19 protein-coding genes are annotated in these 23,331 nt (G+C 46.2%); 9 read left to right on the top strand and 10 right to left on the bottom strand.

Annotation, left to right across the window (positions count from 1 at the left end; genetic code table 11):
* The first annotated feature begins 92 nt into the window (after positions 1–92).
* The 7 genes from K401_RS0109590 to K401_RS0109560 all read left to right on the top strand — a co-directional run bounded on the left by K401_RS0109590 (position 93) and on the right by K401_RS0109560 (position 9,019).
* Complete coding sequence (locus K401_RS0109590; RefSeq protein ID WP_024292747.1) at positions 93–1,853, top strand: sensor histidine kinase; 1,761 nt, start codon at positions 93–95, stop codon at positions 1,851–1,853.
* Entirely contained in the window at positions 1,850–3,274 is a 1,425-nt protein-coding gene (locus K401_RS0109585; RefSeq protein WP_024292746.1) for a response regulator transcription factor, read from the top strand. Before K401_RS0109590 ends, K401_RS0109585 begins: the two co-directional genes overlap by 4 nt.
* 153 nt (positions 3,275–3,427) lie before the next feature.
* Complete coding sequence (locus K401_RS0109580; RefSeq protein ID WP_024292745.1) at positions 3,428–4,039, top strand: TetR/AcrR family transcriptional regulator; 612 nt, start codon at positions 3,428–3,430, stop codon at positions 4,037–4,039.
* Complete coding sequence (locus K401_RS0109575; RefSeq protein WP_024292744.1) at positions 4,039–6,519, top strand: phosphoenolpyruvate synthase; 2,481 nt, start codon at positions 4,039–4,041, stop codon at positions 6,517–6,519. Before K401_RS0109580 ends, K401_RS0109575 begins: the two co-directional genes overlap by 1 nt.
* 16 nt (positions 6,520–6,535) lie before the next feature.
* Complete coding sequence (locus tag K401_RS0109570) at positions 6,536–7,408, top strand: ABC transporter ATP-binding protein (protein ID WP_024292743.1); 873 nt, start codon at positions 6,536–6,538, stop codon at positions 7,406–7,408.
* A 10-nt stretch (positions 7,409–7,418) separates the two neighbouring features.
* Positions 7,419–8,216, top strand: a complete 798-nt coding sequence (locus K401_RS0109565; protein WP_024292742.1) for an ABC transporter permease subunit — start codon at positions 7,419–7,421, stop codon at positions 8,214–8,216.
* 2 nt (positions 8,217–8,218) lie between these two features.
* Positions 8,219–9,019: an ABC transporter permease subunit gene (locus tag K401_RS0109560; protein WP_024292741.1), complete on the top strand. Its 801-nt coding sequence runs from the start codon at positions 8,219–8,221 to the stop codon at positions 9,017–9,019.
* Between the two features lie 81 nt (positions 9,020–9,100).
* Here K401_RS0109560 and rpoN read toward each other — a convergent pair whose 3' ends face one another.
* The 5 genes from rpoN to K401_RS0109535 all read right to left on the bottom strand — a co-directional run bounded on the left by rpoN (position 9,101) and on the right by K401_RS0109535 (position 16,600).
* Positions 9,101–10,453, bottom strand: a complete 1,353-nt coding sequence (gene rpoN / locus K401_RS0109555; RefSeq protein ID WP_024292740.1) for an RNA polymerase factor sigma-54 — start codon at positions 10,451–10,453, stop codon at positions 9,101–9,103.
* Positions 10,454–10,569: 116 nt separating this feature from the next.
* Positions 10,570–11,937 carry a homoserine dehydrogenase gene (locus K401_RS0109550; RefSeq protein WP_024292739.1) on the bottom strand — a complete coding sequence of 456 codons (1,368 nt, stop codon included), beginning with the start codon at positions 11,935–11,937 and terminating at the stop codon, positions 10,570–10,572.
* A gap of 76 nt (positions 11,938–12,013) precedes the next feature.
* Positions 12,014–13,003 (bottom strand): zinc-dependent alcohol dehydrogenase, encoded by a 990-nt coding sequence (locus tag K401_RS0109545; protein WP_024292738.1) that lies wholly within the window; start codon positions 13,001–13,003, stop codon positions 12,014–12,016.
* Positions 13,004–13,062: 59 nt separating this feature from the next.
* On the bottom strand, positions 13,063–14,388 hold the full coding sequence (locus K401_RS0109540) for a GntP family permease (protein WP_024292737.1): 1,326 nt from the start codon (positions 14,386–14,388) through the stop codon (positions 13,063–13,065).
* Positions 14,389–14,689: 301 nt separating this feature from the next.
* Positions 14,690–16,600, bottom strand: a complete 1,911-nt coding sequence (locus tag K401_RS0109535) for a sigma 54-interacting transcriptional regulator (RefSeq protein ID WP_024292736.1) — start codon at positions 16,598–16,600, stop codon at positions 14,690–14,692.
* Positions 16,601–16,878: 278 nt separating this feature from the next.
* Between K401_RS0109535 and otnK the strand changes: the two genes are divergently transcribed.
* The gene (otnK, locus tag K401_RS0109530; RefSeq protein ID WP_024292735.1) at positions 16,879–18,153 is read left to right on the top strand and encodes a 3-oxo-tetronate kinase; all 1,275 of its coding nucleotides are present in this window, start codon (positions 16,879–16,881) and stop codon (positions 18,151–18,153) included.
* Positions 18,154–18,198: 45 nt separating this feature from the next.
* On the top strand, positions 18,199–18,789 hold the full coding sequence (locus tag K401_RS33540) for a class II aldolase/adducin family protein (RefSeq protein ID WP_024292734.1): 591 nt from the start codon (positions 18,199–18,201) through the stop codon (positions 18,787–18,789).
* A gap of 70 nt (positions 18,790–18,859) precedes the next feature.
* Here the strand turns inward: K401_RS33540 and K401_RS0109520 are convergent, their stop codons facing one another.
* The 5 genes from K401_RS0109520 to K401_RS0109500 form a co-directional block, all read right to left on the bottom strand.
* Entirely contained in the window at positions 18,860–19,498 is a 639-nt protein-coding gene (locus tag K401_RS0109520) for a lactate utilization protein (protein ID WP_029700708.1), read from the bottom strand.
* Positions 19,431–20,363 (bottom strand): DMT family transporter, encoded by a 933-nt coding sequence (locus K401_RS0109515; RefSeq protein ID WP_024292732.1) that lies wholly within the window; start codon positions 20,361–20,363, stop codon positions 19,431–19,433. Before K401_RS0109515 ends, K401_RS0109520 begins: the two co-directional genes overlap by 68 nt.
* Before the next feature lie 119 nt (positions 20,364–20,482).
* Positions 20,483–21,163, bottom strand: coding sequence for a DUF554 domain-containing protein (locus tag K401_RS0109510; protein WP_024292731.1), 681 nt, complete (start codon positions 21,161–21,163; stop codon positions 20,483–20,485).
* Between the two features lie 22 nt (positions 21,164–21,185).
* Complete coding sequence (locus K401_RS0109505) at positions 21,186–21,602, bottom strand: MarR family winged helix-turn-helix transcriptional regulator (protein WP_024292730.1); 417 nt, start codon at positions 21,600–21,602, stop codon at positions 21,186–21,188.
* Positions 21,603–21,743: 141 nt separating this feature from the next.
* On the bottom strand, positions 21,744–23,288 hold the full coding sequence (locus K401_RS0109500) for a sodium/proline symporter (RefSeq protein WP_024292729.1): 1,545 nt from the start codon (positions 23,286–23,288) through the stop codon (positions 21,744–21,746).
* Positions 23,289–23,331 lie beyond the last annotated feature (43 nt).

Below are 23,331 nucleotides of genomic sequence, written 5' to 3'. Positions count from 1 at the left end.
ACACTTTCAGGCTCATTTCCATCATTTTCCCCATGGGGGATTGAAAAACATTGATAATATGGATACAATATAGGCCCAGGAGGTGACTCAACATGAAAAAACGCCAAAGCTTTCAAAACCGGTTTTTGGCCCTGTTTCTCATCAGTATTGTTATGCCCATCATCATCATGGCCACCATACTTGCCTTTTACTTTCAAAACAGGATATACAGGGACAATGAAAAATACTTTTCAACCTCCCTTTACTCCATTTCAACCAATTTAAGCACCTATGTATCCGACTTAAAAAGGCTGGCTCTTACCCCTTATATTTATGATGATATTCTGAACTTTTTTGCAGCTGTTGAAAATGGGAAATACACAAAGGATGGTTCCTCAGACTACCGGATCGAGCGCCACCGGCAAAATTATACCACTTCCATGCAGCGGATTTTAAATACCGCCAGGGAGGATATTCTGGCAGTATCTTTCATGCCTGTAAACCCGGACAACCATATCATCGTCACTGCAACAAAAACCAGTGATCTTATGAATACCACAGACTATCCTTACCAGCTGGAACCCTGGTATCAGCAGGTTTTACATTCAACGGACCCTTATTATTTTATGGTTTCAGAGCCTCCCCCTTATATCCGCGCTGAGACAACGGTCATCTCCGCCCTTCATACGGTCCGCAACGTGTACACCAAACGGAAGCTGGGCGTCATACGGATCGACGCCTCCGACAACATCATTAAGGATATTTTCAGCAGCGTAAGCTTAAGCGAAAATTCAGGCTTTGTGATTGCAGGCCAGGACGGAACTCCCGTCTACCAGGTTGGAAAGGTGGAGAAAGGCGTCCTTGAAACGCTTTCTTCCCCTGATAATAAAATCCCCACTGGCTCCGATACCTACCGCCTGTATAAAAGTGATATTTCAGGAATGCCCTGGCAGCTTATTTTTGTCTCCTCACAAAAGGATATATTTAAGCAAGTATCCATTGTGTGGAGCCTTGCTGCTATTTTAAGCCTTTCCTCCATTCTGGCCGCATTCTCCATTTTCCGCTCCAACTCAAAAAAGACTGCCCTTGCTTTAAATTCCATTTTAAATACAATGAAAAAGGTGGCACGGGGTGACTTGGAGGCTTCTGTCCCTGACACAGACCTTTTGCAGAACGATTCCTTTAACACGGAAGAATTGTCCCTGATTGCGGAGAATCTAAATGAGATGATCCGTAAGCTGGAGCTTTATATTGACCGGTCCTATAAATATGAGATTGACCGGCAGGAGGCAGAATACCGGGCCCTTCAAAGCCAGATCAACCCCCATTTTCTCTACAATACCTTAAACTGCTTTCTCACCATGAACCGGATCGGGATGAAAAAAGAGCTGGAGGACAGCATTATCCAGCTCACCAGAATATTCCGCTATACCTGCAGCAACGCAAAGCTGACCACGGTTGAAGAAGAATTTAAATTCTGCATCCAATACTGCAATCTCCTTAAAATACGCTATGATGAACGGCTGACCTTTATAAGCTCCATGGAGGAAGAAGCAAAGAACATCTCCATTCCAAGGCTTCTCATACAGCCGCTTGTGGAGAATGCCTTAAAGCATGGAATGGACGGGGACGGTATTTCCATTACGATCTCAATCTCCGCCTCCATTGAGAACCATACCCTGATCCTGGAAGAAAAAAACAACGGAATTCCCATTCATATTAAGGAAGTATACTCCGATGGAAAGGTTGGTATAAGAAATGTGGAAAACCGGGTAAAAATCTTTCACCCCCATGCCTCCTTTGAAATAAATCTGACTGGAGACATTACTTCCATGACAATTAAAATACCTCTGGAAGGAGGAACCTCTTTATGAAAATTCTTTTAGCTGACGATGAACGCCTGATCCGGCTGGGATTAAAAAGCATGATTGAGGAGCTTTATCCCAACGTTCACCGGTTTTTTGAAGTAGAAAACGGAGAAAAGCTTTTAGAACAACTGGAAAAGGATACGCCTGACCTGATATTCCTGGATATCCACATGCCAATGCTCACCGGTCTGCAGGCTTTTTCCCGGTTTCATGAGCAGCAGATCCCGGTGGTCATGCTGACCGGATATGCGGAGTTTTCCTATGCACAGGAAGCTTTAAGGCTGGGAGCCTTAGACTATCTATTAAAACCGGCCAGTCTTGACGAGGTCCGGGCTACCATGGAAAAAGCAGCTTCTCTTTTTGGAGAGCGGGAGCTTTTGCTGAAAAAAGATTATGAACTGGAATTTGAAAAAATTCTCGACCTCTATACATCCATCCGGTTTTTACAGACTCCAAGGTACGTTCTTCCCCCTTACACGGCTGTTCTGTTTTATGTTGACCATTACCATAAGGAAACCTTTAAAAATGACTTGGATGAGTTAAATACCATGCTCTCTTCTATCTCCTCCCGCCACGGTGCCAGGTTTACATTGACATTTCTTCCTACAGGGGAAATCTGTTATCTTACCAGCACGGCAATTCCCCCTGAGGAGTTTAAGAAAGAACTCAGCCGGTTTCACCAGACCAGCGGATGCGTTGCAACCGGATTTCACGTTTCAGCCGGAGATCTTTCTCAGCTGTTTGCACAGTTTGAGGCCGTTCAAAAGGCAGACAGCCTGCGATTTTGCGTTGGCCTTGGGTCGGTTTTATCAGAGAAAGAACGATTGGCGTTTTCCCCTCTCCTGCCTTTTTCGGATTTGATGGAAAAGCTTTTGATTGCCCGCCAGACAGATGATGTGATTGGTTTCCAGAATCTGCTCCACACACTTTCCCTTTTTCCTCATGAAAAAGAGGTCTTTGAACTTTGTGATGATTCCTTAAACCGCATTCTTACCATGGAATCCGGTACAGCGGCCGGTATTTGCTCCATCAGCCGGCTCGTAGAATTTTTTAAGCAGATGACTTACCAAAATCAGAGCATTGACTTAATTGATAAAATCAACGTTTATATGGAAGAGCATTATATGGACCAGATCGGGATCAATACCATTGCGGATATGATTGATATTTCACCCAACTACTTAAGTAAAATCTATAAGATGAAAACCGGAGAAAAATTTGTTGACCACTTGACCGGGGTCCGTATAAAAAAGGCAATGGAGCTCATGTCAGGGGGACATACTGCCACGGTACGGGATACTGCAGAGCGGGTGGGATATTTCAGCACAAGGTATTTTACCAAGGTTTTCTTAAAAAGTACGGGAATCTCACCTTCCGAATATTTAAAGGGCCATATGCTGAGCGAAGGGAAGCCCACTGCTCCATAATAGCCCGGAACTGTTTTTCATACAGCCACCATATGGATGCTGATACAAATATTTCAAAAAATGATTAAATTACTCATATTGACCGATTCGGTTCATGGTGCTATAATCAATCCATAAACCGATTCGGTCAATACTATTTCAGAAGGTGGGAACATGGAAAAATTTAAGGAACTCTCAGAAGAAAAGCAGCAGCCCATCATTGAGGCGGCATTAAAGTGTTTTGGAAGGCATGGGTATAAAAAGGCCTCCATGGGTGACATTGCCCAAAACAGCGGTGTGTCCAAACCAATGCTGTTCCATTATTTCGGCACAAAAAGGGATTTATACTTATACCTGTCGGAATATGTGAGAACTGTTATGATTGACGCATATAAGCGCAGTGAAATCAATGCATATGACGATCTGTTTGAACGCATTATTGCGGCTTCCAGAATGAAAATGGGCATACTGGAAAAGTACCCTAATATATTGAAATTTATTATCAGCATGTTTGAAGAGACCGACGATGCAGTTACGGATATTACAAAAAAGATCATGCCCGAATCCCAGCGTTTTTCCTATGACCTGGTGTTAAAGAAGGAGGATGCGGTTAAATTCAAGGAAGGCGTGAATATTGATGAAGTTATGCGCCTGATGTTTCTCATGGCCGAAGGATACGCCCACGAAATGTCCGATGAGCGTTGCGGCCTTGGGGAAATAACAGAAGAAATGGAAAGAATCATGAACATGCTGAAAAGCAATCTGTATAAGGAGGAATACCTGTGATGTATATACTGAAAATCCATGATAAAGAAGCTGCTTCCCTTAAGGTGTCAGGAGGAAAGGGCGCCAGTCTTGCAAGGCTGATCAAACGGTTCCCGGAAAGCGTGCCGGGAGGCTTTATTATTACAACAGAATTTTTTAAAGCATATATCCTTCCCGCCGTAAACCTTGCCTGGGACGATGCAAAATCCGCCGTTGCCGGTCTGACCCTGCCCGCCGAAGCCAGGGAACTGATCCGATCCGCCTATGACGGCCTGGGTGATAACATTTCCGTTGCAGTCCGTTCCTCTGCCACAGCCGAGGATCTGCCGGATGCTTCCTTTGCCGGCCAGCAGGACACTTATTTAAATGTCTCCGGTTTTGAAGCCGTAATAAAGGCGGCAGTCAACTGCTTCGCATCCTTGTATAATCAGCGGGCGGTTTCTTACCGGGCCAAAAACGGGTTTGAAGAAAAGGAAGTCCAAATGGCAGTGGTCGTACAAAAAATGGTGGATGCAAAGGCGGCTGGGGTCATGTTTACCGCCGATCCCATAACCTCAGACCGTTTTACAACTGCCATTGAAGCAGTGGAAGGCCTTGGAGAAGATCTGGTGTCCGGACGCAAGATCCCGGTTACATGGACGGTCAAAGGCGGAATTGTAAAAAAAAGAAGCGGCCCGGAGCCATGTCTGACCGAAACCCAGGTAACCGCCCTTTCTGCCATGGGAAAAAAGATTGAAAGGGAATTCGGCAGTCCCCAGGACATAGAATGGTGCTTTGACGGGAAGCGGTTCTACATCGTTCAGTCCCGGGCAATCACCACCCTTTTCCCCTGCCCCTCCTCCCCCGACGGCTTTAAACGCTGTTTTATCTCTGTCGGCCACTTACAGATGATGACCGACACCATGCTGCCCCTTGGCATGTCCTTTTGGAAATTGATGTCAAAAACCGTGAAGATCACGGAAATCGGCGGGCGGCCATATATGGAGATCACTCATAACTTAAACAGTCCCGTAGGCAAAGCTCTGGTACGGCAAAAGCTGTCCAATTCCGACGAACTGATGAACAACGCATACAATCAGGTCCTGGGAAGAAAGGATTATTTGAAATCCATTCCAAAAGGCCAGAAAAGCGATTTTGCCATTCCAAGGGATGTGGGCAAATGCATCACTGCCGGATTCAGGATCTACCGGAAAAATGATCCGGCCATCATTGACGGCTACAACCGCCGCATGGAAGCAACAGTCCAAAAGACAAAAAAAGGACTTGACCGTCTGACCGGCAAAGCTGTAATCGATTATATTGTTAACGACACGGACAATCTGATGAAAAGCCTGTTTGACCCGGAAGGCTTAGGGCCGCTTATGGTCGCCTTCTACCTCACAAAGTCCATTGATAAAGCAGGAAAGCTCCTCCTTGGACGGGACAATATAAGCGTTGATGTGTCAAAATCCATAAAGGGGAACATCACCTCAGAAATGGGATTTTACGTCAGCCGCATTGCAGACGCTGCAAGAGATTGCCCGGAAGCTGTAAAATACCTTGAAACAGCAGGGGATTCCTTTTCCACTTACGAATTGAGAAAACAGCAGGGCGGAGAGGAAGCTGCAAAAGCCTTTGAAGAATTTTTCTTACGGTACGGAATGCGCTGCCCCGGGGAAATTGACATCGCAAAGCCCCGGTTTGCAGAGGCGCCTGAAAAGATCCTTCCCACCGTGCTTGCCGACATAAGGCTCCCTGAAGGCCATGCGGAGCAAAAGCTCCTTCAGGGGAAGAAAGAAAGCGATGAAGCGGTAAAGGCCATGGTTCTGGCTGCAAAAAAGAAATGGGGAGCCAGGAAGGCCAGGAAGCTGGCAAAGCAGCTGTCCTTTTACCGGAATTTTTTAGGCCTGCGGGAATCCCCGAAATATTACTGGATGAAGCGGTATTGGGAATACAAGCAGGCGATCATCCGGGAATCTGAAAAGCTTGTGAAGGAAGGCAGGCTGAGAAAGGTAGAAGATGTATTCTATTTAAGCCTTCCGGAGCTGGCCGCCTTATTTGCCGAGAACCAGGAACCTGATTATGGGAAAATCGATGGACTGCGGGCGGATTATGATAAGTACGCCTCTTTAACACCTCCCCGCCTCATCTTCTCTGACGGAGAAGTGGTGGAAGGGGAATACAAACGAAAGGTTCCAGGTGGGGCGCTGCCAGGGCTTGCCGTATCAGGCGGCGTGGCAGAAGGCCGGGCCAGAGTCATCCTGGACATAAAGGAAGCAGGCAGAATAGAAAAGGGCGACATCCTGGTTACCAAATTTACCGACCCAAGCTGGACACCGGCCTTTATCTCTGTGAGCGGACTTGTCACGGAGGTTGGCGGAATGGCCACCCACGGCGCGGTCATCACACGGGAATACGGCCTGCCTGCAGTGGTTGGCGTGACCGATGCCACAAAACACATTAAGGATGGGGACCGGATCCGTGTAAACGGCAATATGGGGTATATTGAGTTTTTGGAATGAGAAAGGAGACTCACCGGTGAACGCAATTCATATTAAAAACCTGACCAAAAGCTATGGGGATCACAGAGGTATTGAGGATGTGAGCTTTTCCGTAGAAGAAGGAGAGATCTTCGGCTTTATCGGGCCAAATGGAGCCGGTAAATCCACCACTATCCGCACCCTTCTGGCACTGATCCATCCCACCTCCGGAAGTGCGGAAATCTTTGGCAGAGACTGCATCAAGCAGGCCGCTGAAATCGCAAAGGATGTGGGATATCTGCCCGGAGAGTCCTCCTATTATGACAATATGACGGTCCGGGAGCTGGTAACGTACGCGGCAGATTTGTACGGCGTAAAGAACGATGGCAAAATAAAAGAGCTTTCCAGGCGCCTGGGCCTGGACTTGTCCCGTAAAATTTCCGACTTGTCCCTGGGCAACAAAAAGAAAGCAGGGATCCTGTGCGCCCTGCTCCACTCTCCCAGGCTCATTATATTAGATGAACCCACCAGCGGCTTGGACCCGCTGATCCAGCAGGAATTTTTTACGATTTTAAAAGAAGAAAACAAACGTGGGGCGACGATCTTCTTTTCTTCCCACGTCCTGTCAGAGGTTCAGAAAGTCTGCGACCGGGTGGCAATTTTAAAAGAAGGCAAGATCATCAGCGTACAGAAAATCAGCGAGCTTCGGGCCAACAGCCATAAAAAAATCAGTGTTACGGCAGAGGAAATACCGGCAGGCTATTTTAACCTTGTGGGAGTTACCAATTATCATCAGGAGGGCCATACTGCCTCATTCATGTTTATGGGGGATATGGGAGAGATCCTGACAAAGCTGTCTGCCTTAAAGGTCCACGACCTGTTTATCGAAGAACCGGCGCTGGAAGAAATATTCATGCACTATTACAGGTGAGGTGAAGGGGATGACCGTATTTAAGTATGAACTGAAACAGTTAAAGAAAAATATCATTATCTGGTCCCTGTCCATGGGCGGGCTGATCTTTCTCATGCTGCCCACGTACCTTGGCTTTATCTCAGGGACAAATGCTGTGATGGTGGAGGCCATAAAGACCAATCCGATGTTTGAAGCCTTAGGACTCAGCGCCGCCTTTGTCATGACCCCCCTTGGCATGTTCAGCTTTTTAAACAGCTTTGCCATGACAGCGGCGGCAATCCACGGAATGAGCATTGCCTTTTCCTCCCACACAAAGGAATATATGAACAAATCAGCAGAATTTCTGCTGACAAAGCCCCTTTCCAGGCGCAGGGTTTTCTTTAGCAAGCTTCTTGCCTGTACAGCAGACAGCCTGATTGTGGGAGCCGCCTATATCACAGGAGCAGCACTCGCCCTTATGACCGTCAAAGGCATTTCCGTTGATTGGAGGGCATTTTTTCTCATAGGAAAATCCCTTGTGCTGCTGGAGCTGATGTTTGTGGTTTTCGGAACAGCTGCAGGGACGTTTTTCCCCAATGTAAGGACGCCTGTTCTCATATCCTCCTGCGTCATGTTTGCCCTCTTTTGCTTAAGTTCCATGTCAAAGAAGATCCAGGAACCGGTACTGGGCTATTTCACCCCCTTTGGCTTCTTTGATCCTGTCAGAATCGCTGAAACCGGATTTTACCAATGGAATTATGTGGTGTGGTATGTGATCCTGGGCGGGGGGCTGTTGTTTGTCAGCTGCAGAGTATTTCTAAAAAAAGACGTTGTATTTGGAGGCTGAGCATGAAGACGATATATTTAAAAGAGCTGAAATTGACGAGAAAGCTGTTGATCATATGGCTGGTGCTGATTGTAATGCTTACAGGATTTGCAGCAATCGAATTTGTGGTGCTGAAGGATGCAATGGGAGAAATCGCGGAACTGGCAGATAGCTTCCCAAAAATCATATTGATTTTATTCGGGCTGAACGGAGTGAGAATCGACACTCCCCTGGGGGCCTATCAGTGCATGGTATTCTGGATTGACTTACTGGCCTTCTTTTATGCGGGATTTTCAGGGGTATATGCCGTTTCCAGGGAAGAAAAGTTTGGCACAAGCGAGTTCCTGTTCTCAAAGCCTTATAAACGTTCCGCCATCATTTGGGCGAAAATCGGGGCGGCAGTAACAAATCTTGGGATATTTTCCCTCACGGTGGGGATCATGTCATATTTGTGTATCATACTTCCCCTGGGTGACAGGAGCATCGCGGGCACGCATTTGATCACAACAATGGGAATATTTATCACCCAAACTGTGCTTTTTTCCATAGGGCTTTTCATTTCGGGCCTTGGGAAAAATTATAAAGCCGCAAGTCTCATTACAATGCTAACGGTCCTGACCTTTTACGTAATCAGCTTTGCGCTGGATTATGCCGGCACCGTGGATTTTTTACACGCTCTGACACCGGTGAGCTATTTTGATGTGGTGTCGGTTTCAGAACACGGACTAAGCCCTTTCTATATCCTGCTTTCATTTGTGATCATTTTGGTTAGCTGTTCCATGGCTGGCCGGCTCTACACAAAAAAAGATTTGCTCCCTTCGTAAATAGCAAAATAGCGGAACTGGGTTTATCAATAACCCAGCTCCTCATCAACAGAAAGCCAAAATGAGTGATCCGGGATTCCTTTAATTATATCTTTTTCGTCCGCTGGCATCCGGAATCCCGGCTTCCTCACGGTATTTTGCAACCGTACGCCGTGAAATAGAGATGCCGGATTCTAAAATCTTCTCACCGAGAATCCGGTCACTGTACGGCTTTTTCTTGTCTTCCTCCTTGATAATATCCTGAAGAACCCGCTTGATATCCCCATTCGTCAGGGTCTGTGCTGCTTCATGAAGCCGGCTTTCCTCATGTTTTATTACACTTCTGGGAAAAAAGAAGCTCATGGGATAAACTCCCCAGGAACACTGAAGATACTTCTTACTGACAGCACGGCTGACGGTTGATTCATGAACTCCTATGGCTTCCGCCACATCCCCCATTCTCAAAGGGATTAAGTGATTTGGCCCGTTCATAAAAAAAGCTTCCTGGTATTCCAGGATTTTTTTTGATACCTGCATGATTGTCTTTGAGCGCTGTGCAACACAATGCCTGATCCATTCCGCCTGCCGGATTTTATTATCCAGATATGCTTTTACTTCCTCCGATTCTCTGCGCTGGTTCATCTGCTGATAATAACAGTTGATCTCAATTCCTGAACAGGAAGATTCATTCAGCAGAATATCAAAATGATCTCTAAACTTCACAATTGTTACATCAGGAACAATATAGCGCATCTGTTCGCGGTTACCAAACGAGGTGCCTGGTTTTGGATTCAGTGATCTGATGATCTGACAACATGCTGCTGCCTCTGAAGAAGACAACCGCAATTTTCTTTTTATGGCAGGAATCTTATTTTTTGCAACCATCTCCAGACAGTCATCAATGATCTGAGAAAGAACCGGAGACAGCATCTTCCGGCTTTTCAGCTGCAATTTTAAGCATTCCTCAAGGCTGCGGGCACAGATCCCCGCAGGTTCCAGCGTCTGCAGTTTTTCCAAAAGTTTTTGAACCAGGAATTCATTCACTTTGAAATAAACCGAAATATCATGAACCGATTCTGTCAGGTATCCCTTCCCATCCAGGCATTCCAGCATGAATTTGACGATTTTCGTCTCAAGTGAAGAAAAGTCCTCCATAATCAATTGTGACCATAAATAATTCTGCAGCGTTTCTCCATCATCGGCGTTATAATTCCAGCTATTCTTATAATCATCATCATCGTTCTGCTTTCGATAAAGGTAATAATTTTGTTCATTAAAGGAATCCAGCCACCGCTGCTGTTGGAAGGGTGATACAACATCTATGGTTGGATTTTCCAAAGCCAGCTCATTGATATATATATCCAGCTCCTCAGCTGTCATCTGCAGGATTTTTGCAGACTGTATCATCTGGGGCGATAAGGTTTGCCCCTGTTTCATCTGCAAATCTAAGTTCATGTTTTCCTTTCCTCCTTTCCCTGACATCAAAACAACATTAACGAAAAATCTGCTGCTCCACTGAAAAAGAAAATGCAAAGAAGAAGGCACCCACGGCACCCTCTTCTTTCTCTTTCTTAAAGATCTAAGCCTTGCGCATATAGCTTATACGTTTCCAGCTGTGATAAATCCACGTCATCAAGAGTGATCGGCTCTCCCTTTTTTACGTCCTTAAGCAAAGCCATGCCGTTCAGCAAATAGAAGGGAGCCAGGTTCTCAACGGATTTTCTTTCAAGAAGTTCAGGAATCAGGCCATCGATCGCATGATGATGTCCCTGGACTGTAAGCACAGTTCCCTTGGGTAAATCTTTTTCAGCCACACCTGCCAGAACAGATACCTGACGGCATTCGGGATGAGTACCGATTCCCATAAAATCACCTAACAAAACAGAGACTGGGGTTTCAAGTCCCATATAATGATAAGGATAATAAATACATGCATACTTGCCATTGCTGCTCATTACATGTCCCTTGCCCTTCAGAATATCCCACATCTTTTCATTTTCACATTTAATGATAATAAACTCTCCTCCGCAGAAGCTTGCCTCGTCCGTACCTCTTAAATTATAGAATACATCTACAACTCCCGTCTTTTTCAGGATACCTCCATCTTCTTCCGGAATAAAAATATTGGCAAGTTCGCTGGTCTTAGCGATGGGATAGCTTAAAAATGGGGCAGAAGGCACCAGTCCGGTGATGTTTGAAACAAGGTTCATCTCGCAGAGATCCGCTGAAATAACCCCGGTATACTTTTCCAGCATTTTGCGCCGTTGATTCAGGGTTTCCACGCCCTTATAACTCCAATGCTCAAACATCTCCGGCAAATTCTCACTGGCACTGTCTCCATCTAAGTAAGTGAATTCTCCTGTCTCCCGATCCCAGACAAAATCGTATTCACTGGATTTTCCGGCAGCTACCACTTCCAGTCCTAAAAGCATGGCCCAGGAATAAAGGTCTAAAAGATTACGTGGCTGGTCACCGTTAACAAGAGCATAAACAGCACCGTTTTCAACAGCCGTCTGGTTTAAAACCGGGCCGCACACACTGTCGGTCTCCTTGGAAACCATATAAACATTAATTCCCTTCCCAAGTGCTAAAAGAGCTGCATCAGAACTTACCGCAGTATTTCCGGTGCATTCTACAAGAGCTGTAATCCCGCTTTCCATAACAAGGCGGTAATCCCTGACAATGAGAATGGCATCTTCCGGTGCGCTCTCAATCTGGGCTTTCTCTTGGCAGAAAACAATCCTGTCTTCCTCATACCCGATTTCCTTCAGCACTTCCAGGCACTCATCCGGATGCCTGGAACAGATGACTCTCAAATCCATGAGCCTGACCTTTGGGATCTGGGCAAGCAGCGTATAGCCATAACCACGGGTAGCTCCTATGATACCTACTTTTGATTTCTTTCCGGTATTGTCATTCATTAAATTTGTATAATCCATGTTGTGCATTACTCCTTTACTGGTATTAATTAGTGATCTGCATCAGCTTTGCAGAAGTGGCTGGAAACGGAGAGAATCAAGGACGGAACACAATCTTGATCGCAGCGTCATCCTTATCAGCTAAATCAAACCCTTCCTTAATGTCAGCCAGTTTAAATTCGTTGGTAATCAACGGTTTAATCTTTACGGTACCCTGAATGATGGGGCGGAGTGTTTCTGGAACCCAGACATAACGCTGCTGCCATGTATGGTGAACCAGGCAGGTATTAACAAATTCCAGACCATCATCATGCCAGCGGCTGATGTTCAAGGTTACCGGAGTGGTCACCCAGCTGTAAAATACGAATTTCCCGTTATGGCGGATCAGCGCGCTTGCAGCGTTAAAGGATTCTGCCGTGCCCGCCGCTTCTACCACCACGTCAGCCCCCCGTCCTCCTGTCAGCGCCTTTACTCTTGCAACCGGATCCTCTTCTTTGGAATTGATTACAATATCCGCGCCCAAGGTTTTTGCCAGCTCCAGCTTTCCATCCAGAACATCGACTACGATTACCTGATAAGCCCCTTTCAGCTTGGAGCACTGAGCAATGATCTGTCCTGCATAGCCGCCGCCCATGACCACGACAATATCACCAAGCTGTACGCCGGTATTTAAGCCGGAATACATTGCACATGCAGTGGGCTCACCAAGTGATGCAATGTCCATATCCAACCCTTCCGGAACCGGCTGGAGCTGAAAGGACTTTGACTTAAAATAGTCAGCAAAATTATTGTTCCAGCCGAATGCGATGACCTTATCACCCACCTTATAATCGCTGACACGGCTTCCTACAGCAACTACCGTGCCTCCGCTCTCATGTCCCAGAAGAAATGGAAACTCCGGCGGCTGGCGGAATTCCGCTGTCTGGGGAGGCATAAATCCCCGGTAAAAGCTCTTATCAGAACCGCAGATTCCCATCATATGGTTTTTGACGATAATATCATCCTCTTCACATACTAATTCACGTTCAATCAACTCGATGTCATAAGCCTTGTTTAAGCGTGCTGCTCTTGTAATAAATTTTTCCATTGATTCCTTTCCTTTCTGTATGTAATTCCCGTCTTGTTTCAGCAGATTGATTTTAAAGATCAGATAACATGCAAGGCAACCAGGATCCAGGTCAATACTGCTCCTATAAATCCGGCTATGGTAGAGGCCCCCCCTACGGCGCGGATCCCCTGATTTACATCCATATTTGACATAGAAACCGTTACCCAGAATCCGGAGGAATTTGCATGCTTAAACATCAGAGCGCCGGTACCGCAGGCCAGAAAAGCAGCTATGGGAGAGATGCCCAGAGTTGCCAGCATCGGCTCAACCAATGCGGCTGCAGTCATTACACCCAAAGCATTGGAACCAGTAACCGCATGGATAATGGCTGCAATGATGATGGGAATTAAAATCGCCGGGAATGGAGATTGTACCACAGCACCTGCGATTTTTTCTGCAACGCCTGCATTCTTTACAAAGGTAGCCAGAGCACCGCCCATACCGGTTACAATGATCGGCATTGCAGCGGCAGTAATTCCTTCATTTACCCAGTCATTTAGTACCTTTTTACTCTTCCATTCCTTGCCTGCCAACAGCAGGGAAAGGAGGCAGCCGGTAAATAATGCCGCCAAAGGGCTTCCGATAAATGCGAAGAAGTTTGCAACAGGAGTATCCGGAACAACTACGGATGCACCGGTATTGACCAGGATCAGAAACAAGGGGAACAAAATCGGCAGCAAAGACTTGGAAAGGGTCGGCAGCTCCATATGATCGCTTTCCTTTGCCGCTGTCAAAAACTCCTCCTTTGGGGCAACAGGGGTCTTTAATGTCATACAATACAAAGTGGCGCCAATTACACTTGGAACGGCAACGATAGCTCCCCACAGGATTGCCTGCCCTAAGGGTACGTGCAGCAAAGCTGCCGCTGATACCGGACCGGGAGTCGGAGGTACTAAAGATGCGGTTACCAAAGCTCCAGCGTAAAGAGCCGTGCCGTAGCTCATCATGGATTTCTTCGTTTGAACAGCCAAAAGAGATACGATTGGAATCAGCAGAATCACTACAGTATCTGCCCAGATAGGAATACCAAGAATCGCGGAGCTGAGAGCGATCGCCCAGATTATATTTTTTTCACCGACAAGGCCAATGGCCCATTTGGTGATCCGGATCGCTGCACCGGTCTTCTCCAGTACCGTGCCCAGAGTACAGCCTAAGAAGATTACGATTGCCACGCTCTTGATTGTTCCGGCGAAACCGCTGTTTATGGTATCTTCAATTTCCTTCCATGGGGTTCCCAGTGCAATTGCCAGGATTAAGGCAGAGATCAGGATACCAAATGCTGCATTTACCTTGCACTTGGAAATCAGGATGATCATCAGTACAATGACCATTGCAAAAACGATAAGTACATAGGATGTTGACATAAGATTAACCCTCCATTATTATTTTACTGCTGTCCAATTTCACCTGATCAGGGTAGAGACGGGCGATCTGGTTCACAGATCAGGGAAAATTAGAAAACAAGCGTTTGATACTCTATTAAAAAGCAATATTTATGCCAACTTTTTAATAAACTTTAAAATTGGAGTAAAAGGATTATAAACATTGTATAAAACAAAACGTATCAAGAAATTGAAAATATACAAAATAGAGGTGTTATCGTTGCAAAACAAAAAGCGATGCAACAAATGCAGCGCATTGCATCGCTTTTGCATCATGAGATGATTAGATCTGATATTTCTGCAGTTTACGCCACAGGGTAGTACGGTCCATGCCAAGCATCTTGGCTGCCCGTGTTCTGTTGCCGCCACATTGCTTCAGGGCAAGGCGCAGCTTTTCAGGCTCACTGAGCGAGTCGCCCTCCGGAAGAAGGCAGACGGAATCCGGAGGGGAAACAGAAGCTGCTTCCAGATCCTGAGGATAGAGAGCCTCCTGCAGATTCTTTTTACTGATAAAACTTCCTGTCTTTAAGACACTGGCACGCTCCGCTATATTTTTCAGTTCCCGGATATTTCCGGTGAACGGATACCGGCGAAGGAGGGGCAGGGCATCGGGATCCAGTTTTGGGAGCGGAGTCCGGGTTTCCTGGCTATGAACCTCCAGGAGATGAAGGAACAGCAGCTCTGCATCATTTTCCCGGCTGCGGAGAGGAGGAAGGAACAGCCGCAGCACATCCAGACGGTACATTAAATCTCTTCGGAACTCACCCTGCTGGGAAAGCTGGAGTATGCTTTTATTTGTTGCGGAAATGATGCGCACATTGACAGCAATAACCTTGTTATCGCCAACCCGCCTCACCTGCCTCTCCTGGAGGACCCTCAGCAGCTTGCTCTGGGTGGACAGAGAGATTTCACCGATTTCATCAAGAAACAGGGTGCCTCCGTGAGCCTGTTCAAAAAGCCCCATTTTACCGCCTTTGCTGGTTCCGGTAAAAGCACCTTCCACATAGCCGAACAACTCACTTTCCAGAAGATTTTCCGGGAGTGCCGCACAATTAATGGCTACAAACGGACCGTTTTTCCGATTGCTGCTGTTGTGTATACTCTGGGCAAACAGCTCTTTGCCCGTACCGGTCTCGCCTACAATAATTACATTGGAATCGGACGCAGCATAACGTCTGGCTGTCTCAATGGTATTGTCAATGATACTGCTTTGATGGATGATATCCTGAAAGGTATATTTGGCCTGGAGCCCACGTTCGCTCAGCTTCCGACGGATCTGGCTTTCTAGATCCTGGATCATGGTAATGTCAGTAAGATTAATAATGACTCCTGAAATCTCTTTATTGGCAATTACCGGAGTGCAGCTTACAGAAACCGTAGTTTTGGTTCCGGGAATCGTAAGGATTCTTCCTGTCTCCTGCTGGCCGCTGGCAATCACAGAACGGAAAATTTTATAAAGATATGGAAGCGCCTGCTTTAAAGGACGGTTCATCAGGCTGACGTCTCCGTTCATCCGGCGGATGGCATGGTTGCGGACCTGAATCCGCCCTGCTGTATCTACATAAAGTAAACCATCCTTGGAGGAATAGATAATTGTTTTATACATCTGGGAAGTAATCCGTTCATGGCGGATCCGGTCTACCGTATTGATTGCTTCATCGATTGCCTGAAGAAGCGTATCTTCCCCTGTCCTGATTATGACGGAAGGCAGTCCGTACTGACGGGCCAGAATATTAGCGGAATATCCGCCAATCAAGGCATCACATCCAGCAGCAAGTGCCTTTTCCAACGTTTTCGGCAAATCTTCGTGATGGACAGGAGCATAGATCTCTGCGCTGATATGGAAAAACTGACAGATATTCTTTGCTTCATACATCTGTCCGCTAAATCCGCAGACAGCAATCTTTTTGGGATGATAGGCCTCGCAGCATTCAGAAATTGCCCTTACCATATCATATCCTGAGATTGACAGCCCTATGGTTGGAATCTGTGTATACATGGATGACGTTTTCCGGGCAGTATATCCTCTGGCAATTATAGCATCATACTCATCTGTGGGGACATCCGGTGTTTCTTCAACCGTCATGACCTGGATATTCGCATTGAGACGATTTTTTTCCGTATGATGAGAAAGGACATGTTCAACTTTTTCTTTTAATTCAGGATATGGAACGATAAATAAAAGACGAATCATAAGATACCTCCTGGTATGGGTAAGAAAAGCAATTAGTGATGCAGGATGTGTTGCATTGCTACAATTGTACAACATTGCAACATTGGTGGTCAATACTTCATAGAGCCCTTAATTCACATTTCTTTCCGTGTAAAAGGCAAGCAATATGATATGTCTGTGGGATTTGTCAAGAAGATGGAAACCTTTGAATATTAAACATAATTATTATGATAAATTGGCATGAAAATTGCTGTATAATATATTTAAACGGAGGAAATTCAAAGAAAGGGAGGATGACTATGGCTGTATTTGGATGCATTGCCGATGATTTTACCGGCGCCAGTGATGCGGCTTCGTTTCTGGTAAAGGGAGGAATGAGCGTTCAGCTTTATAATGGGATTCCGGATAACCATGTGACGAAAATAAATGCCGGCGAATCGTCTGTCATTCATTTGGCAAAAGCTCAGGCAATCGTCATCGCATTAAAATCCAGGACTCAGGAAACAGACCAGGCAGTGGCAGACAGCCTTAAGGCCGCCCGTTTTCTGCTATCTCAGGGCGTGGAACAAATTTATTTTAAATACTGTTCCACCTTTGATTCCACACCAAAAGGCAATATCGGGCCGGTAGCAGATGCATTAATAGACCTTTTGAAAGCTCCTTATACACTGCTGTGTCCCGCTCTTCCGGTTAACGGGAGAACGGTGGAACATGGGAACCTTATGGTAAATGGGGTTTTTCTTCATGAAAGCCACATGAAAAACCACCCTCTTACTCCCATGTGGGACAGCAGGATCCAAAAACTGATGGAGCCCCAGAGCCGGTATTCATGCCGTAATATGACATTGGAAGAATGGAACGGCCTTTCACTGGACACTCTGCTTAAGAAACCGTTTTATCTCATTCCTGACTATAAAAATACAGAGGATGGGGAAAAAATCGCATCTGTATTTGGACAGCTTTCTCTCTTAACAGGGGGAAGCGGACTTTTGGAGCCCCTGGCAAGAATCTGGACAAGGAAGCTTTCCGCAAAAGGAAAAATCCCGGAAAGCGGTACTAGGGGTAAGGCACTTCTGTTAGCAGGAAGCTGTTCCAAAGCAACTCTGGAACAAATTGCATGGTATCAGGGCCAGGGAAAACCCTGTTATAAGCTTGATCCAAAAGCAATGATGGAGGGCCGGCAGACAGCAGAGGAGGCCTGGAAATTTATTGAGGCACACAGCAGCGAATCAGATGCTGTTCTGGTGTACAGTTCTGATACGCCGGAAAAGGTAAAAGAATTCCAGAAGCTTGGAAAAGAAAAAGTAGCGGATATGCTGGAAGGTACAACCGCTGCATTGGCTGTTCATGCATTAAATTCCGGGTATACCAGAATCATATCCGCCGGAGGAGAGACCTCGGGTGCTGTTACAAAGGAACTTGGATTTTCTTCCTACTGGATCGGAGAAAGTGTCGCTCCCGGAGTACCGGTTATGGTTCCTGCAGAAAAGCCCAATGTTCGTCTGATTCTTAAAAGCGGAAACTTTGGGCAGGAAGATTTTTTTGGACGGGCTTTGACTATGACATTAAAATAAAATCAGAAAGCGAAACGTGGATTCGCTTCAGACTTGGAGGAAAAGATGGACTCTGTTTTAGAAGAAAAATTAAAAGCAGCAGTATGGACGGCTCACAGCTTGTTTGACCGGGGAAAAGCCACCGGTTCTTCCGCAAATATGAGCTTTCGCCATAATGATCAGATTTATATCAGTGCCGGCGGCTCTTGTTTTGGAACCATGAGGGAAGAGGACTTTACAGCAATTGGCCCGGACGGAACGTTCGGATCCTCCAAAAAACCCAGTAAGGAATGGCCGCTTCATTTGGCACTTTATGAAAAGTCAACGGAAATAGGAGCAGTTATCCATACCCATAGTACTTACTCTGTACTTTGGAGCTTTGTCCCTTCCTCTTCAGAGCATGACTGCATCCCGGACCATACTCCGTACCTGAAGATGAAACTTGGTTCTGTAGGCCTGATTCCTTATGAAAAACCAGGCTCTGAGGCACTTTTTTCTGTATTTCGGGAACGGGTAAATAAAAGTGACGGCTTCCTGCTAAAAAATCATGGCCCAGTGGTGCCGGGCAAGACAATAATGGAGGCTTTCTACTGTCTGGAAGAACTGGAGGAAACTGCACGTATAGCCTGGGAATTATACCGGGCAGGACTGAAATAAAGGCACTTTAACAGTTTCCTTTATTAAAACATAAAAAATCACAACGGCCTTTCAAAAACCGTTGTGATTTTTAATATCCCAATTCCTCATTTACGATAATTACCTTGATCCGATCCTTCACAAATTGTCCTGCAATTAAAACAAAATCATTGCAGATCCTCTCCTTGTGTCTGCAGTCAATGCAGCGGTCAAGAGCCGTACAGGGAGTTGCCTTATTAAGCCGCTTTGCATCCAGGGGAGCAGCAATCTGCCTGGCTCTCTTCACTGCCGCCTGAGCATCTTCTGTTATCTTATTCGTTCCCACAACAACAAGTACCTGCTTTGGTCCATACAGCATGGGGGCGACCCGGCTCCCATTGCCGTCAATGTTAAAAATCTTTCCGTCCATGGTGACGGCATTGGCCCCGGTAACAAATGTATCTGCAGAAAAATTTTTTAAGTATATCTCACGTTTTTCTTCCCGGGTAAGGGCCGGATCAAATTTGTCCAGAAAGTTGATCTTACGTTTTCTCAGATCATCAAATACTCCCGTCTGCTCAAGGGTAACCGAATCCCCGCAGCCTACGGTGGTTCCATCTGCTATAAACGTCCTCAAAAGACTCAGAAGCTCCTTTTTATCCCTGACATGGAAACCTGTCATGTTATTCTGATGAAGGCTTTTTATCAATGACGGAATGTCCACCCCTTTTTGGGGCAAAGAAAGACTCATAAATTTTTCCTCCAAAGTTAAATATAAGGATCCCTGATAAAATAATGGTCCCGCCGGTCAGAGTAGCCTTGTCCGGGACCTCATTTGCCATAAGAAAACCAAAAATGCTTGTTAAAAAGGGAGTTACAAACATATAATTGCTGACCTGTGACGTTTGCTTTGCCTTTGCAAATGCTTTTGACCAGGATACATAGGCGATAGCGCTGGAGCCTATGCCCAGGGTCACAACATAAAATATCTGAATTCCGGGAGCATACAGCACCTCATTGACAGATGACGGAAGAAATACGGCGAGAAACAGGGTGCCAAAGAAAATACTGAAGGCGCTGGACTGGAGGGCCTGATAAGTTTTCGTCAGTTTTCTCTGCAAAAGGTTGTAAATGCTGACCAGCAAAGCCGCCAGAAACAGCCAGAACAGGCCTGGGTTAATAGAAAATATCCCATTCATCAACGTCAGGACCAATACCCCGGCAAACTGGATCCCAATGGCCGCCCACTGGAAGCCCCGCAGCCTTTCCCCGTAAATGGAACGGGCAAGAAGCGCGGTTATGAGCGGAACCGTGGCAAGCACAACGCTGCCGGTGGAAGCCGTTACCATTCCCTGCCCTTTGTTAAAAGCAATCATGTAAAGGAAAAAACCGGTTGCCCCGGAAGCCATGAACCACAAAACATCCCTCTTCCCCGGCAGCTTCATCTTTGTAAAGACAGCCACTGCCAGCAGTGCCAGGGAGGCCACCCCATACCGGAGAAATCCCAGGGAAAACGGGGAAAAATATCCAAGCGCCAGCTTTGTAAACACATAGGCCAGTGACCAGAAAACTATGGTTGTGGCCGCATAAGGGTGAAAGCTATCTTTCCATTTCATATTTGTACCTGCCTTTAAACTGTTTATTACGGTTGTCTTCCTGCCTCCCTATCATTTACCACGGAAATGCTGTAAAGAAAAGAAACAATCCTTTCCGCTGCTCTTTCATGCCCAGAGTCTTACAACAACAGAGAAAACGGAAACACCAGAACCAGCGCCGGAAGAATGTTAAGCACCCTGGTCTTCTTAATATTGGATATCTTCAGCCCCACGGCAAGGGTGATGATCCCGCCGCAGGCCTTGAAATTCGCCAGCATAATATCTGTCACCAGGGGCAGGATAAAGGAGGCCCCGTAAAACAGCAAGGTCCCTATTATAAGCTGGGGAACCGCAATAAATCCCACCAGATACCCGGCTGTTGTGCCGAAGATCATTGCCGTAAAGAAATCCATGACAGACTTTGCATAAAGAATGGAGTGATCCCCTGTCATACCGGAATTCATGGCTCCAAATATTCCCGTCCCGCTGAAACAAAACAGAATAATCAGGCTGATGAGAACGTCAAGCTGATCCTCGTTTAATTGGACCGGAAGTCTGGCCTCCAGCCTCCGAAGTCCGGTCAGCAGACGGTCTTCCAGACTCAGAAGTTCACCGATTACCGTTCCAATAATCACGGCAAGGACCACCGCTGTCAGACTTTCCAGCCGGATGATCAGGTAAATCCCCATGGTGATCGCCGACAGCCCGAATATATTGGGAAGAGCTTCGGCCAGCTTTTGCGGAAAATGATTCTTTAAAAAGGCCCCCAGGATCCCTCCAAGAAAAACAACAATGCAATTAATTATGACTCCCTGCGGCATATCTTTTGTCTCCTTTAACAATTCATTCTGATGGTACCATGTTTCTGTGTATTTTAGAAAACAGTTCCAGAAATTCTTTTCTTTTTTCTTGTGAAATGCCTTCAAAAGTCTCTTCTTCCAGCTTAAGGAAGATTTCATGTACCCTTTGCTCCAGTTTTTGCCCCTTACCTGTCATAAACACATGAAAGGAACGCATGTTTCCGTTCAGCCGTTTTCTTTCAATAAGGCCCTTTGCTTCCATCCCGTTCAAAACGCTTGTAATGGTCGCGGCTTCGATGTAACAGGCTGCTGCGATCTCCTTCTGGGTTGCTCCATCGTGGTCTCTTAAATAATCCAGGACCTTGGGCTGGCCCGTGGTCAGTTCCGTATCCTTCAGGACTTCCATGAGCCTCCTCTGATAAATCGCCTGATTTGCCATCAGCAGATAGTGAAATGTCATGATTCGTCATCCTTTGAATAGTTAGATTTCTAACTATTATATTTCTAATCTTTTTTATTGTCAATTGATTTCATCAAATCAGATTCCGAAAACAACAATACCAGGAAAAACGTGCTTTCCTGGTATTGCCAATATAAAGTCTTATTTCATTTTTCTGCCCACTGACTCAAACTCCTGATAAATCTCTTTGGAAGGCGGAGATGTTACCAGTGATACGATGATTATAGCCGCACATGCTGTGGTAAAGGCTGGAAGCAGCTCATAGATATTCCATATGCCGCCCAATGGACGTACTGCATATTTCCAGATAAATACCATAACGCCTCCTGACACCATACCGGCAATGGCCCCCCATAAATTGCTCCGCTTCCAGAACAGGGCAAAAAGCATCACCGGCCCAAAGGAGGCACCAAACCCCGCCCATGCAAAGGATACTATGGTGAACACCGAGCTGTCAGGATCCCAGGCCAGGATCATACCCACCAGTGCGACTCCAATAACCGTAAGCCTTGCAACTATCATAGAAGCTTTTGTGCTTACCTTAATCTTTAAAAAGTCCTGCATAAGATTCTGGGATACACCGGAAGCAGCAGTCAGAAGCTGGGAATCTGCGGTTGACATGGTACATGCCAGGATTCCCGCCAGAACCACACCGGCAACAATGGCTAATAAAAATCCGCTTTTCCCTAAAAGATCTGCCAGCCTGATAATAACGGTTTCTGCCTCAGACCCGGTGGACAGCATGGGAATATGGCCGGCAACTGAAACACTGTATCCGATGATTCCAATGAGAACCGCAACAAACATGGAGATAACCACCCATACAGTAGCAATCCGGCGGGAAGTCTTAAGCTTATCTTCATCATTGATAGCCATAAACCGCAGCAGGATATGGGGCATCCCAAAATAACCAAGTCCCCAGGCCAGAGTGGAGATGATGGAAAGAAATCCGTAGGGAGAGGCGCTGCCATCTGACAAGTCGTGAACCTGAACCATGCTTAAGTAGCCCTCAAGTGACCGGGCATTCTCCATAACATTGTTCCAGCCGCCAGATACCAGTATTCCGAAAAAGACAATGATAACCAGTGCAATGCTCATGACAATGCTTTGGATTAAGTCTGTGGTCGACACGGCCATAAATCCGCCCATTACAGTATAGCCCACAATCACGGCTGCACCTGCAATCATGGCTCCATGATAATCAATCTGAAACAGGCTGTTAAACAGCGTACCTATTGCCTTGAATCCGGATGCGGTATAAGGAATGAAAAAGATCAGAATAATAACAGCAGAAATGCACATCAAAATGTTTTTTTCATCCCGGTAACGCCTTGAAAAAAAATCCGGAATGGTAATGGAATTACACACCATCGAATACCGGCGAAGGCGTTTTGCGACAAGCAGCCAGTTTAAATAGGTACCCACAGCCAGACCAATGGCGGTCCATCCTGCATCTGCGATCCCGGTTAAATAAGCAACTCCCGGAAGTCCCATAAGCAGCCAGCTGCTCATATCGGAAGCTTCCGCACTCATGGCAGTAACCAGCGGCCCCAGCTTCCTTCCTCCCAGGTAGAACTCGTCGGCAGAATCACCGCCCCCCTTTTTGCTGTAATAAAATCCTATGTAGACCATACTGACCAGATAAATGATGATGGATAATAAAATCCCCGCCTGCCCTATGCTCATAACTTCCCTCCTGTTGTGGAAATGTTCAGACAGCTTTTTACGT

Origin of the sequence: Lacrimispora indolis DSM 755, from assembly GCF_000526995.1 — a bacterium.
In the GTDB taxonomy this organism is placed as follows: Bacteria; Bacillota; Clostridia; order Lachnospirales; family Lachnospiraceae; genus Lacrimispora; species Lacrimispora indolis.
This window is presented reverse-complemented; position numbering and strand designations above follow the sequence as displayed.

Excerpts from the sequence above, each read along its gene's own strand:
- K401_RS0109510 (WP_024292731.1), bottom strand. The coding sequence starts at position 21,163 with ATGCCGCAGGGAGTCATAATTAATTGCATTGTTGTTTTTCTTGGAGGG.
- K401_RS0109590 (WP_024292747.1), top strand. The coding sequence starts at position 93 with ATGAAAAAACGCCAAAGCTTTCAAAACCGGTTTTTGGCCCTGTTTCTC.
- rpoN (WP_024292740.1), bottom strand. The coding sequence starts at position 10,453 with ATGAACTTAGATTTGCAGATGAAACAGGGGCAAACCTTATCGCCCCAG.
- K401_RS0109565 (WP_024292742.1), top strand. The coding sequence starts at position 7,419 with ATGACCGTATTTAAGTATGAACTGAAACAGTTAAAGAAAAATATCATT.
- K401_RS0109540 (WP_024292737.1), bottom strand. The coding sequence starts at position 14,388 with ATGTCAACATCCTATGTACTTATCGTTTTTGCAATGGTCATTGTACTG.
- K401_RS0109580 (WP_024292745.1), top strand. The coding sequence starts at position 3,428 with ATGGAAAAATTTAAGGAACTCTCAGAAGAAAAGCAGCAGCCCATCATT.
- K401_RS0109545 (WP_024292738.1), bottom strand. The coding sequence starts at position 13,003 with ATGGAAAAATTTATTACAAGAGCAGCACGCTTAAACAAGGCTTATGAC.
- otnK (WP_024292735.1), top strand. The coding sequence starts at position 16,879 with ATGGCTGTATTTGGATGCATTGCCGATGATTTTACCGGCGCCAGTGAT.
- K401_RS0109505 (WP_024292730.1), bottom strand. The coding sequence starts at position 21,602 with ATGACATTTCACTATCTGCTGATGGCAAATCAGGCGATTTATCAGAGG.
- K401_RS33540 (WP_024292734.1), top strand. The coding sequence starts at position 18,199 with ATGGACTCTGTTTTAGAAGAAAAATTAAAAGCAGCAGTATGGACGGCT.
- K401_RS0109500 (WP_024292729.1), bottom strand. The coding sequence starts at position 23,288 with ATGAGCATAGGGCAGGCGGGGATTTTATTATCCATCATCATTTATCTG.
- K401_RS0109535 (WP_024292736.1), bottom strand. The coding sequence starts at position 16,600 with ATGATTCGTCTTTTATTTATCGTTCCATATCCTGAATTAAAAGAAAAA.
- K401_RS0109585 (WP_024292746.1), top strand. The coding sequence starts at position 1,850 with ATGAAAATTCTTTTAGCTGACGATGAACGCCTGATCCGGCTGGGATTA.
- K401_RS0109550 (WP_024292739.1), bottom strand. The coding sequence starts at position 11,937 with ATGGATTATACAAATTTAATGAATGACAATACCGGAAAGAAATCAAAA.
- K401_RS0109520 (WP_029700708.1), bottom strand. The coding sequence starts at position 19,498 with ATGAGTCTTTCTTTGCCCCAAAAAGGGGTGGACATTCCGTCATTGATA.
- K401_RS0109560 (WP_024292741.1), top strand. The coding sequence starts at position 8,219 with ATGAAGACGATATATTTAAAAGAGCTGAAATTGACGAGAAAGCTGTTG.
- K401_RS0109515 (WP_024292732.1), bottom strand. The coding sequence starts at position 20,363 with ATGAAATGGAAAGATAGCTTTCACCCTTATGCGGCCACAACCATAGTT.
- K401_RS0109575 (WP_024292744.1), top strand. The coding sequence starts at position 4,039 with ATGTATATACTGAAAATCCATGATAAAGAAGCTGCTTCCCTTAAGGTG.